Annotated in this window: 11 protein-coding genes; 1 reads left to right on the top strand and 10 read right to left on the bottom strand. The window is 37.9% G+C overall.

The annotated features are described in order from the left end of the window. From JOC86_RS00110 to JOC86_RS00070, 9 genes are all read right to left on the bottom strand, one after another. The gene (locus JOC86_RS00110; RefSeq protein ID WP_205167766.1) at positions 1–828 is read right to left on the bottom strand and encodes a hypothetical protein; all 828 of its coding nucleotides are present in this window, start codon (positions 826–828) and stop codon (positions 1–3) included. A gap of 221 nt (positions 829–1,049) precedes the next feature. After that, positions 1,050–2,003, bottom strand: a complete 954-nt coding sequence (locus JOC86_RS00105) for an aldose epimerase family protein (protein ID WP_205167765.1) — start codon at positions 2,001–2,003, stop codon at positions 1,050–1,052. Positions 2,004–2,016: 13 nt separating this feature from the next. After that, positions 2,017–3,537: a UDP-glucose--hexose-1-phosphate uridylyltransferase gene (gene galT / locus JOC86_RS00100; protein WP_205167764.1), complete on the bottom strand. Its 1,521-nt coding sequence runs from the start codon at positions 3,535–3,537 to the stop codon at positions 2,017–2,019. Between the two features lie 20 nt (positions 3,538–3,557). After that, positions 3,558–4,547 carry a UDP-glucose 4-epimerase GalE gene (gene galE, locus JOC86_RS00095; protein ID WP_205167763.1) on the bottom strand — a complete coding sequence of 330 codons (990 nt, stop codon included), beginning with the start codon at positions 4,545–4,547 and terminating at the stop codon, positions 3,558–3,560. A 12-nt stretch (positions 4,548–4,559) separates the two neighbouring features. Then, on the bottom strand, positions 4,560–5,759 hold the full coding sequence (locus tag JOC86_RS00090; RefSeq protein ID WP_419095984.1) for a galactokinase: 1,200 nt from the start codon (positions 5,757–5,759) through the stop codon (positions 4,560–4,562). Beyond that, positions 5,756–7,495, bottom strand: coding sequence for a glycoside hydrolase family 35 protein (locus tag JOC86_RS00085; protein ID WP_205167762.1), 1,740 nt, complete (start codon positions 7,493–7,495; stop codon positions 5,756–5,758). Before JOC86_RS00085 ends, JOC86_RS00090 begins: the two co-directional genes overlap by 4 nt. Positions 7,496–7,588: 93 nt before the next feature. Then, positions 7,589–8,416: a carbohydrate ABC transporter permease gene (locus JOC86_RS00080; RefSeq protein ID WP_338021689.1), complete on the bottom strand. Its 828-nt coding sequence runs from the start codon at positions 8,414–8,416 to the stop codon at positions 7,589–7,591. Between the two features lie 16 nt (positions 8,417–8,432). Beyond that, complete coding sequence (locus JOC86_RS00075) at positions 8,433–9,386, bottom strand: carbohydrate ABC transporter permease (protein WP_205167761.1); 954 nt, start codon at positions 9,384–9,386, stop codon at positions 8,433–8,435. Between the two features lie 206 nt (positions 9,387–9,592). Beyond that, positions 9,593–11,032, bottom strand: coding sequence for an ABC transporter substrate-binding protein (locus JOC86_RS00070; protein WP_205167760.1), 1,440 nt, complete (start codon positions 11,030–11,032; stop codon positions 9,593–9,595). A gap of 319 nt (positions 11,033–11,351) precedes the next feature. Here JOC86_RS00070 and JOC86_RS00065 point away from each other — a divergent pair, with 319 nt between their 5' ends. Next, positions 11,352–12,560 (top strand): ROK family transcriptional regulator, encoded by a 1,209-nt coding sequence (locus JOC86_RS00065; protein WP_205167759.1) that lies wholly within the window; start codon positions 11,352–11,354, stop codon positions 12,558–12,560. A gap of 116 nt (positions 12,561–12,676) precedes the next feature. Here the strand turns inward: JOC86_RS00065 and JOC86_RS00060 are convergent, their stop codons facing one another. Then, positions 12,677–13,591, bottom strand: coding sequence for an NAD-dependent epimerase/dehydratase family protein (locus JOC86_RS00060; RefSeq protein WP_205167758.1), 915 nt, complete (start codon positions 13,589–13,591; stop codon positions 12,677–12,679). Positions 13,592–13,635: the final 44 nt, after the last annotated feature.

Here is a 13,635-nt window from a genome sequence, read left to right as displayed (position 1 = left end):
TTATTTTTTATATTTCATTTTTAGAAATGCTGGTAGAGCAATTGTCTGCCTAAACAACAGTTCGTGTGTTGAAAGGTTACCCATAATCTTAATTAAATCATCGCTACTTGACCAATAATCGTAGTTCTTGGAGGGAAGTCCTCCATTATAAAATCTCATTATTGTGTGTTCATCCTGATCGAAAACCGTAAAAGTGGTTCCTAAAACATCATCTTTTTTTACCTTCCCTATCATCGTTCCTTTCCCGTCATAAACATCGATTTCAGCTCTCATCCAAGCTTCCTTATAATGTGCGATTTTCTCGCCTGTTGGTAAAAAAATCTCAATAGGAGTATTTAATCCTGCATTTTGCTTAAAAATTAATCGTGTTCTTCCATGTCTATCTGATAAAATAAATGAACGTTTTAAAAAATGGTTTAAACCGTTTACCACAAAGCCTACTATCAAAAAAGGCAGCTTACTAGTTTCTTTAAATTCTAGCAAAATTTCACCATTAATAGAAAAATAACGGTAGGTTGATTGAAAGCTTGATAAAGACTTGATCATCAATTCCGCATCCTGAACAACCCATGATTCACCATTCGATTCCCCTTTAAATCGTTCAGCTGTCTTTTTTATACCGGCTTTACGTTTTTGAGAAAATCCAACACCTATCAATAGAATTCCAATGATGCTAATTTCCACTGTGGTAAGTACATTTTCCTCTGTACTGCCAATCCATTCAAACTTCCAGCAAAGGAAACCAATCAATAGACCACCTATTAATACGAAACTACCCATCCATAAACATCTATTGGCATTCTTACTATGATGCTCTTTCCAATTCATCTTCTTTCACTCCAAGCATATCATTCAACGTTATCGACAAAAAAGTATATCATTAAGTTCTAATATACTATCTATAATACCCATAATCTAACATTCATTTCATTTTTATACAATAAATTCCTTCTGTTCATTTTCTTAGAGATGTTTTAAATTTACTACTATTAAACAAGCTCCTCTGCACAAAGCAGAAGAGCTTGGAAGAAGTATGATTGATTGTCAACCTAGTTTACATCACTCACATCTATTTTTAAAAACCAATTATACGAATCATTGGCTGGGATGCTAGAAGCTTTCCCGATTTTTTCTGCCAAATAAACATCATCATAGACTCCTGTACACGGCTCAAGTGCCACATTGTACTCACCTCTGTAGCCTCCGCGGGTTTTCCATACACCGAGGAACGGAACCTTCTCAACCGGAAATGTATAGGTAAGTTTCCTTTTTACCTCTGGCTGCACTAATGAACACCAGCCTTCATGCAATCGTTCAGTAAAATAAAACTTTTCAACTGTCGCTGCTTCTTTTGGTTCTAGTTTTGATAAATCAATTCGTTCTCCCGTCGACATCGATTTTGTATGAGGGTACGTATGATGCATGCCCCATTCCCCTAAATGCTTTGTGTCCTTTTCAACATTTATGACTTGTTTCAAGCTACCCGGTAGTTCTATTCGTGTCTCACTATTCAAATTCAATAATGCGTGTGGTGTCCAAATAAACGGAAACCTCTCATCACTGAGATTCAATGCTTCATAGTTGATATTTACACCCGACTCCGTTATCTTCAATGTTTTTGTTAACGAATAAGGAAAGTTCGGACTTTTTACATCCAATTGAATACCACCCTCAACTTCCTTTAAACACCATGGAAGTGTCCAAACCTCCCCATGATCAGGGATCATCATGAAGGAATTTGGATGTGGACCTTTATCAATTCCGGGAAACATCTCGTCGAATCCGCTAGAATCATATTTTGAGAAATCTGCTCCGTATGGGGGAATCGTCAGTGTGTCCTGTTTTGACTGAAACAACCATTCATACTCCGCTTTTTTATCATAAAAACTGACCATTTTTCCACCGTATGATGGGAGGATAATACAGCGGATATGATCATTTTCAAGTGTAATCGAATTGAGGCCTTTAAATATCGATGCTTTGTACGATGTTGAATGGATCATTTCTACTCCCCCCCTATTGCTTAATTTGTTCAATAAACCTAAAGAAAGCGTCTTTGCCTTCTTTGTTACGTTTAAACACACCTGCATGTTCAAGAACTATAGAAAACCTTTTTCCAATTTCCTGCTGGATCATTTCATGTATATTCTCTCTTGTAAGTCTTCCATACTTCCCTACAATTTCTTGAGCCCATGGGAAATGGTGTGCTGTTTGCTTATCTTTTATTGCTTTTGTTTCAAGTTCTTCTTGAAGGATATATTCTGCTAATTGATTAAGTTCATTTACTAATCTTCCCGGTAAAACAGCTAATCCCATTACTTCGATTAACCCGATATTTTCCTTTTTAAGATGATGAACCTCCTCGTGTGGATGAAAAATCCCCATTGGATACTGTTCATTCGTCCGATTATTCCGCAATACGAGATCAAGCTCAAATTTGCCATCACGGTTACGAGCAATAGGTGTTATCGTATTGTGCGGGCCATCATCGGTTTCCGCTAAAATATCAGCTTTTTCATCACTGTATCCTCGCCAAGAGTCGAGAATCACACCCGCAAGTTCGGAAACTCGTTTCCGATTAACACCTATGAGGCGGATAACCGACATTGGCCAGCGCACAATCCCTGCTTCAATATCTTCATAACCCTCTATAGAAAACGTAACATCTGTCGGTGCTTTTGCCATCGGAAATTCATGATGTCCCCCTTGGTAGTGATCATGACTTAGAATCGAACCACCTACTATTGGAATATCTGCATTTGACCCAATAAAATAATGTGGAAACTGTTCAGTGAAATGTAATAACCGATCAAATCCTTCAATAGAGATTTTCATCGGTCGATGCTCACCAGACAAGATAATCGCATGCTCGTTATAATAAACGTATGGAGAATATTGAAGAAACCATTGCTCGGTTTCTAATTCAATCGGAATGATACGATGGTTTTCTCGTGCGGGATGATTAAAACTTCCTGCGTAGCCGACATTCTCTTTACACAATAGGCATTTTGGGTAAGATGCTGATGGTTTTAATTTAGCTTTTGCGATCGCTGTTGGATCTTTTTCTGGTTTTGAAAGATTAATCGTAATTTCAAGGTCGCCATATTCTGTTTTACTGAGCCAATGCTTGTTTTTACGAATTCGATCGGTACGTATGTAATGACTATCCTGTGATAATTGATAAAAATAGTGGGTCGCTGATTTTGCCCCAACCGTTTCATACCGTTTGAAAAATTCACTAATCACTTCTGAAGGCCTAGGCATAAGCTGATTCATAATTTTTGGATCAAATAAATCTCTCTCTGTAACCGTATTATCTTCAATTAATCCAATTTGAAAAGCGTAGTCCAGCATATTTTCAAGAATAGGTACTGGTGTATCTAGGTACTCATTCATCATGGATGTAGAAGGTATCACTTCCTCTACCTTAAATAACTGAAGCAAAGAGTTGTAGACATAATCGATCTCCCATTCGGAAATCAACTTCTTCTGTAATCCATATTGAATCAATCGTTCAATATGATGATGAATTGTCAACCCTTCTTCCCCCTTTCAGGTTATTTACTGTAGCCATTTGGATTATTTTTACACCAAGTCCATGCCGTATGGATCATCATTTCAATACCATCATAATGAGGCTTCCACCCCAGTTCGCGAGCAGCTTTGTTTGAAGAGGCGACGAGCCTAGCGGGATCACCTTCTCTTCGTGGAGCAATCTCTGTGGGAATATCATGCTTTGTTACTTTTCTAGCCGCTTCAATCACTTCTTTTACCGAAAATCCTCGGCCATTCCCTAAATTGTAAACGGCACTTTCTTTACTTGTTTTTAGCTTTTCGATCGCAAGTAAGTGGGCATTTACTAAATCGTTCACATGAATGTAGTCACGAATACAAGTGCCATCAGGTGTTGGATAATCGTCGCCGAAAATCATGATCTTTTCACGTTTTCCTTGTGCAACTTCTAAAATGATGGGAATTAAATGCGTTTCGGGTCTGTGGTCTTCCCCGATACGACTTAATGGATCAGCACCTGCAACATTAAAATAGCGGAGAGCTACATACCGAATTCCATGGGCCCGTTCACTCCATTTCAGCATTTTTTCAATCGTAAGCTTTGTTTCCCCGTATGGATTGGTTGGATCAGTTAAAGCCTCTTCACAGATAGGAACTTGTTTAGGTTCCCCGTAAACGGCCGCTGTTGAAGAGAAAACGATGTGTTTTACATCATACTTCACCATCGCTCTTAACAAGCTAATGGCACCGCGGACATTGTTATCATAATATTTCAAGGGATCTTCTACACTTTCACCTACAAGCGAATCGCCGGCGAAATGTAAAACAGAATCAATTTTATTTTCCTCAAAAACATGATCAATGAATACCTGAGAACGTAAATCACCACAGTAGAAGTTCGCTCCATCAAGAATAGCATCGTTATAGCCTTTTTCTAGATTATCAACCACGATTACGTCTTCGTTTCGATCCAGTAATTGTGCGACAGCGTGACTCCCAATATAGCCCGCACCTCCACATACTAGTACTGACATGACCATTCCTCCTTAAAGTCTATTAGCACCTTCCCCGATCTCAACAACGTAAAAGTCCGCAATTAAACCTGTTTGTTCATAATATGCTGCACTAACGCTATCTATAAAAACATCAATCTCTTTTTGGTCAACAATACTAATTGTACAACCTCCAAACCCTGCACCTGTCATTCTTGACCCTATCGCTCCTTCATTCCATGCTAATTCCACAAGGGTATCCAATTCCATACAAGATACTTCATAATCATCACGTAAAGATCGATGTGATTCATTCATTAATCGACCGAAGCTCTCGATGTCATTTTGATTCAGCCTTTCAACAGCTTTCAATGTTCGGTTATTTTCATATACTGCATGCTTTGCCCTTTTTTTAACAATCGGGTCATTAATGAGATATTTATATTTTTCAAACTCTGCAACCGTAAGATCTCCTAATGCTTCGACAGCTACTTTTTTATTCAATGCTGTTAATGCTTGTTTACACTCATTTCTACGCTCATTGTATTTTGAATCAGAAAGCCCTCGACGTTTGTTTGTGTTGGCAATAACGAGAGTGTACTTATCTAGCGAAATAGGAATATAGGAATGTTCAAAAGTATGGCAGTTCAGAAGAATCGCATGCCCTTTTTTTCCCATGCCGATTGTGAACTGATCCATTATTCCACAATTCACACCTATATATTCATTTTCCGCCTTTTGTGAGAGCTTAACTATGTCTATCATTTCAATGTTGAGCTGGTATAGCTCTTTTATTATTATGGAGGTTACTAGTTCAATAGAGGCTGACGATGATAACCCAGCACCATTCGGAATATTTCCCCAAAAGGCGATTTCCAATCCAACTGGGAGAGAATAGTTTGCTTGTAAGAAAGTTGCTATTACTCCTTTTGGGTAGTTTGCCCATTCGTGGGTATCGTTGAAAGTCAAGTTATGTAAATCAACTTCGACGATACCCGAGTCCTCAAAATTTTGTGAAAATAGCATGATTTTATGATCATTTCGTTTTCTAGCAATGGCATATGTTCCAATACTTAATGCACATGGGAAGACGTGACCTCCGTTGTAATCGATATGCTCCCCAATTAAGTTGACGCGTCCGGGAGCAAAAAAGGCTTTCATTTCACCTTCCGAGCCAAACTTTTCTTTAAATTTTTGTTTCAGTTTCTCCATGCTGACCACCTCGAATTTATCATTGACGTAGTTCTTATTCATCCAAGATTAGGTTGATCGACAAAATGAACAAGCTTTCCCTTGCTTTCATGTAATTCAAAGATTTTCAATTCATTGGTACCTTTTTCTAACAATGGAGCAGGGACATATAGTGTTTCTTGAGGACCCTTTTCCCAATACCTTCCTACATTAAAACCATTGATATAAACTACCCCTTTTTTCCAGCCAGGAAGTGCAAGGAATGTATCATGTGGTTCATCCACTTGAAATTCTCCTTTATAAAACGCCGGCCCATGATGTGATTGATCCTTGGTAAACGACAAGGCTGTAAGATTATCTAGTGGGAGTGGATAGATGTCCCAATGATGAAGAAACTGACGTCCATGTCGGATTCCTTCGGTTATTCCCTTGGGATCTTTTAATTTCGGTCCATAATTTATGCGCCCCATATTCTCCACTAAAATATCGAGAAGCACTCCTTCTTTCGGAACAGAGAACTCTACTGTTGAATCTTCCCAGCGATCGATGACACCTTGATAATCGTTGTTAAGAAAAATGAGTGCCCGATCTCGAACCTCTTGAAGCTGAAGAACCATTTTTTCTCTCGGACCTTTTAAAAATTTTCGATATAGAATAAACCCATAATCCTGATCTACCTTTTCCATTGGCAATGGATCTGGCGAATGAATTGCCCTAGTTAAATCCGGAAGAGCATTAAATAAACTAACAGATTGTTTTAGTTCTACTTCTCCATAGCTCTTTTTCGTAGATTCTTTAGGTAATGTAGGCAATTCAATCTTTGTATGATTGGCAATGATCTCACGAATAGCATGATACTTTTCAGTATAATCCCCTGCTTCAGTTAATGGAGCATCATAATCATAGCTTGTTATTGTGGGCTGATAAAATTCTCCAAAGTTGGCTCCATTGTAAAATCCAAAGTTGGTCCCGCCATAGAACATATAAAAGTTAACGGATACTCCTGTTTCGAGCATATGCTTAAATGTATCAGCAGCATCTTTATGGTCGCGTGTATGATGCTCTTCTCCCCAATGATCAAACCAGCCATTCCAATATTCCATACATATTTTAGGAGAATTCGGATGAAATTCTTCGAGTTTTTTAAATGCTTCATCTGATTTGGAACCAAAATTCAATGTAGCCAAAGTACCATCCATCGTTCCTCCTTGAAGCATGGCATCTGTTGGACCATCTGAAGTAAAAAGCAATACATCGATCCCATTATCTATCATGACGTCTCTTAAATGCTTTAAATACTCCTGATCCGTTCCATAACTACCATACTCATTTTCAATTTGCATGGCGATTATTGGCCCGCCATTTGTACTTTGGTATGGCTTCAATACATTTAGAATCACTTTTAAATATCGATCTACATATTTCAAGAAGCTTTGATCACTTGAACGTAATCGGATATTTTCATCCTTTAATAGCCATGAAGGAAGTCCTCCAAACTCCCATTCTGCACAGATGTACGGACTGGGACGAACGATAACCAAAAGACCTAATTCGTCTGCTAACTGAATAAACCTTTCGACATTGGCAATACCTTCAAAATGATACTCCCCTGATACTGGTTCATGTAAATTCCAAGGAATGTAGAATTCAACACAATTAAAGCCGCAAGCTTTTAGCTTTTCCAATCGATCTTTCCATTGTTCCGGCACCATTCTAAAATAATGAATGGCACCTGATATTAATTGAATCGGCTTTTCCCCTAGCCATAATTCGCCATCCTGGACCTTTAAGTTTCTCAAGATTGTTCCCCTTTCTTTTTAAAACATTGATCATTATCTTCTTGACTATTCGCACGCCAATTCAAAACCCTAGATTCTACAAAAATAATGGCATTACCCTTTAACAGAGCCTGACACGCCTTCGATAAAGAAGCGTTGAAAGATAATAAAAATGATAATAACAGGTAAAAGAGATATCGTTGCACCTGCTGCCATGCCGACCCAATCTACTGAATGCTCTCCGACAAAGGAATACATTCCAACAGCAAGGGTTCTTAATTCTGGCTTATTTAATGTAAACACTAATGGGATGAAGAAAGAATTCCATGTCCAAATAAATTGCATGATCGCTACCGTCGCAATGATAGGCTTCGATAATGGAAGCATAATGCTCCAAAACGTTCGAAGAAAACCAGCTCCGTCCATTACAGCAGATTCTTCTAGCTCTTTTGGCAGCTTGCTGAAGTATGCCATAAATAAAAGGATAAACAATACATGTGCGCCACTAGATTCCGCTAAAATAACTCCTCCAAGTGTATTTAGTAAGCCTAAATTTTTGATAATCATATAGATTGGGATAATTGTATAGCCTTTAGGAATAAACATCGTTGCGGTAATTAAAACAATGAATAGCTTTCTACCTGGGAATTGTACTCTTGCTAATGCATACCCCGTCAACGCACACATAATGAGGACTATTAAGACCGTAAACACGGTAATAATAACAGTGTTAAAGAAATACCCTGAAAAGTTCGCCTCCTCCCATGCGCGAATATAATTACTCCATTGTGCCTCTTTTGGAATTAAAGATAGTCCCGAGTTAATCAACTCGAAATTCTTTTTAAGTGATGCCGAAATCATCCAAATAAACGGATAGATCCAAATCACACCAGCTATCAATAATGCGATGTGTAAGAAAAGCCTTGGTATAAACCTTTTCACCTAAAGTACCTCCCCACTATATCCTTGCCTTCGCTCTTCTTGTAAACCATCCAATAACTAGCACAATAGCAAATACAGCAACACCAAACACAACACCAGCTGCTGATGCATAGCCCATTGATGGTAAACCTGACTCTGGGTTAAAGGCATAACGATAAATATATAAATCTACTACATCCGTACTGAAATAAGGTCCCCCTCCTGTCAGCGTTAACACTAAATCAAAGACATGAAGACTGCTAGTTACACACAATAATAGAATCACTAACCCTACTGGCATCAGAATGGGGATGATGACATTCCTTAATTTCTGCCAAGTATTACAGCCATCGATACTTGCTGCTTCAAGCACATCCTTCGGTAAGGTTTGTAGCCCCGCAAGCCAATACACCATCATCATTCCAAAGAATTTCCAAGCTCCTACAACAATGACAATAATCATGGCTGTCACTGGTGACCCTAGCCACGGAAAGGGGGCATCGATAATATTTAAGGTCATTAATATTTCGTCAAATATTCCACCAGATCCAAACACCTTTCTCATGACGATCCCGATGATTGCTGTAGTGGTGACTACTGGTAAAAAGAAGATCGTTCTGTAAAAAACGGAGCTTCTTTTTAAAACATTATTTAAAAGCATCGCCACTAACAAACTAGTAGGCAGCAATAAAACCGTTACGCCGACCATATAGATGAAAGTATTCTTAAAGGCATTCCAAAAGCTTGGATCCTGTAATGCACGCATAAAATTATCGATTCCGACAAAATCATCCAGAGCACCGATTCCTGGCCAATCATAGAGCGAATAGACATAGCTCATGATAATTGGGTAGATTGTAAAAACAATAAAAAATAGTAATTGAGGAAAAATAAAGACAAACGCCCATAGCTGTCTCTTTCTATGTAGACGACTAACACTATTCTTTTGCAGATGACTAACACTATTCGTTTTCTTAACTGCTTCAGCCATTTTAAAGACCTCCTATTTAAGGGGGAAGAAGCTGTTCCAATGGAGTTCAGAAAAACACAATGATTGTGAACTAAAGTTAAAGTAGTTAATTCTGACCCTTGATTTTGAAACAGCTTCTAAAAGTTACTGTTCATGTATGCACTGCATCATTTTAGACAAAATACAGCTTATATCCACAGCCTTTGTGTAGAAACAACCAAAGATTTCTATTGTTCTTTTTTTACATAAGGCTCGAATGGTTTCCAATCTTCAAATTTCCATGCAGATTGATCAATATCGCTGCCATCTTCTTGGACTTTTTTAACCGCCTCTTTAAATGCTTTATTCTTACCTTCAGACATTTTCTGTAAAGCTCCCTCTAAATCCGTTATTTGTCCTGTTAAATAGCCAACGAGTAAATCTCCAACCGTTTCTTGAGGGCCTTTCCCACTCATTTCAGCTGTTACAGCAGGTGCATTTTCATTCTGATCGACCGGATTCGGTGCAGGAATGAAGGTATCAAATTGCAATTGGAATGTATCTCCTACTACGTTGTCAGGCTTATGTTTTTCATTAATTTTTGGAATTGGAGAAAATTGAGATCCATTTTTCACTAATTCTTCATACCCTTTATCCATCAAATATTGAAGAAATATTTTTGCCTCTTCATAATGTTCTGTTTCTTTATTAACAAGAAGCCCTGCAGCCAAATTTCCTTGGAACCCTAAGTACTGCTCTTTCCCATCTTTTGTTGGGACCAATGCGCTTCCAAAGTTTTCAAAACCATCCTTTACTAAATTTGATCCTGTCCATGCTCCATCAAATAAGAATGCAGCTTGACCACCTGCAAAAACGGCTGGAGCTTCAGGAGGATCTAACGTTAAACTATTAGGGTGTAACACTTTTTCCTCTTCCATTTTTTTGAAAAACTCAATCGATTGAATCGTACCTTTTGTGTGGTAGTAATATTCACCATTTTTTGGGTCGTAATAGATTGCCGGCATAACCTCTGGAGTAATCGCTGAAGCCATTTGAGTTAATGCTCCCTCTGCTACCCAAGGGGTTTTCATACCGACGACAACACCGTATGCATCTGTTTTTTCAGTAATTTCTTTTGAAACCTTCAATAGCTCCTCCCATGATTTCGGAACATCTTCTTCACTTAAACCTGCTTGCTTTAAAACATCCTTATTGTAATACATCACGAAGGAGTCTTTATGCCCAGTCATTAAAGGAAAGGCATAAATGCTCCCATCCTCCATCACAGTGCTTCCCTTTGTCCAAGTTCCTTCTTCAAATTCATCTTTACGATCACCAATTACATCATCGAGCTTATGGAGAACACCCAGATCGTATAATTTATTTACTGGAAGACTTGGATGGGATGCAAAAATATCTGGAAGATTCCCTCCATTCACAGCTGCTTGGAGTGATTGGGTGTAACTTGTGTTAAAGCTTTTTTGAATTTCAATATTAATATCGGGATTCTCCTTTTCAAAAGCGGGGACAATTTCATTTTCAATGATGTCAGCAGCAGTCACCCACCTTACGGTTACATCTAATGTCACTTGATCTTTAGACCCACCCGAGTTTTCACTTTGACATCCACTTAAAAATAGAGCTCCAATCATGGATAACACCATTAACAAGACAAAGATCTTCTTCATGCTATGACCTCCCATTCAAATTCACCCTTTAACTTAATTAAAATAAATTATTAAGTATCTAAATTAACCTCCTTCTCATGAGTGATTTTGTAGAAACGTTTCTGAAAAGTTGAAAAAAGTTTGTTTAATACAGATTAACACGGGCTAAAACCCGAATCAATACAATTTTCAGAATTTTTATTAATCAATTTAATTTACTTAATTCATGGAAAATGATTGAGAGAAAAAGAATTATTGTGTATTCTTTTCTTAAACCTATTCGAAAATAAGGATTTTCTTAATCCAGCACTATTGAACTAGACGATCGGAGGATATGATATTGTCTAATGATTATAAACGAGGTAGCTTTCAGTTAATGAAATCGCTCAATCGTTCTATTGTCTTAAATATGATACGGGAAAAAGCCCCGATTTCACGTGCAGAAATTGCGAAACAAACAAAGCTCACCCCCCCTACTGTCGGAAATATTGTTAAAGAATTAATCGACGACCAATTTGTTCTCGAGGCGACTCAAGGAGAATCCCATGGAGGTCGAAAACCGACATATCTAGAAATTCGAACGGACCAATTTTTCATTATCGGGATTGATGTAGGAAAATTTGAGATGAAGTTTGTAGTAACCAATTTACACGGCTTCCCAGTTGATAAAATCTCCTTAGAAATGCCAAATGCCAATGAATTACTAACAACAATGAAAACAGGGATAACAAATTTATTAAACAAAAACGAACACTCGAATAGAACATTCTTAGGCATTGGAGTTGGAATGCATGGGATTGTTAATACCGATACAGGCGTTTCCTTGTATGCACCCTTCTTCGACACTTACAATATTCCCATTAAATCTGAATTAGAGTCTGAATTTGAGATGCTTGTGAAGGTTGAAAACGATGCCAAAACCATGACACTTGGAGAATCATGGATAGGAAATGGAAATCAAGTTTCAACGCTTGTTGGAATCAATGTCGGTAATGGAATTGGAGCGGGTATCACAATAAACGGGGAACTATACCAAGGGGAACATTTCATTGCTGGTGAAATTGGACATATGACCATCGATCTATCTGGTCCACTTTGCAGCTGCGGCAATTATGGTTGTTTACAGGCATTAGCCGCTGGACCAGCGATTACTGAAAATGCGATAAAATCTCTGAAAACCGGGAGAGCTTCGAAAATGATTGAGCTTGTTGCTGGAGAGCTAGAACGTATCGACGGTGCAATGATCCATGAAGCTGCTAAACAAGGCGATCCCTTTAGCATTGAGCTGCTAAATCAAACAGGTAGATACCTTGGAATTGGAATCACGAATTTAATTCATATGGTGAACCCAGAACGAATTATCTTAGGGGGTGGAGTAGCGCAAGCAGGTGACTTTATTTTGGAACCTATTAAAGAAGCCATAAAAAGTAGAGGATTAACAGAAGAAGCGAAAAACACCCCAATTGTCTTTTCTAAGCTTGGAAAAGACGCTTCTGCGATTGGAGCCTCGGTTTTGATCCTAAAACATTTCTATCAAGCTGCAGAATAAGCTACTCTTGAAACATATAGAATAAAAAAGTAACCCTTTCCTGCATTTGCGTTCCAGAATGGGTTACTTTTTTTATTCATGCATACATGATGAAAGTATCAGCCTTAATAATCATTTTATATCGTATTTCGTCTTTTAATATGATCTTGATAAGCCTCATCTAAACCTGTTACTAAATCGATTTCAGGAGAGAACAATCCATGCTCAATGCTTTTATTATTTTCGAGAAGGTAGGTTACATTTGGAAATGGAAATTTTCGCTCCTTTACATCCATAGTGCTTCCATTTAAACAGTCTTCCCTTTCTCTATCAACTGCTTTTTTCTCCATTACCCTCTCTACTGTTTCTAGAAGATTCTCCCAGGACACAGATTCAGAATAGGTTAAATTATAGGCCTCCCCATTTGAATGTTCGTTATACAAAACACTCGCCATCATTCGGACCACATCTGATATATGAACAAACTGTACCTGACAATTACCTTCTGGAAGCGGAATCGACAACCCTTTCTCTATTCTGTCAAAGAAATAGGATTCTCTGTAATGATTATTCCCTCCTCCATATATATAGGATGGCCTAAAGATTGTCATCGGAAAATCCATTTCACTATGCAAGTGAAATAAATAATCCTCTGCTTCCTTTTTATTTACTCCATATGCGCCCCAAATTGGATGCTCTTCTTTTATAAATGTCTCAGGAACCAGCTTTTCTGAGGGTGCATAAACAGCTCCAGAACTACAAAAGATATAGCGCTTTAACTGACGTAGATTTAAATGATCTACTACTTTTTTTATTTGAACTTTGGTGTAGGCATTTATATCAAATATATATTCATATGTTTTTCCAGAAAGATTTTCACGTATATCCTCAGTTAAGTTCCTATCTCCCTTTAAATGTTGATGAATGCCACTAAACTCAATCTCCTTGTGGCCTCTAGTAAAAATATCAACTTGATGCCCTTTAGTTATTAAATACTGGGCTAATGCTTTACTAACAAATTGTGTTCCACCCATGATTAAGATCTTAACCATATTCATCCCCCTCATTTCAGATATCGACATAAAAAGGCCATTCC

The organism is Rossellomorea pakistanensis, from assembly GCF_016908495.1.
In the GTDB taxonomy this organism is placed as follows: Bacteria; Bacillota; Bacilli; order Bacillales; family Bacillaceae_B; genus Rossellomorea; species Rossellomorea pakistanensis.
Note: the sequence above shows the minus strand (reverse complement) of the source record. Positions and strands in the feature narration are given on the sequence as shown.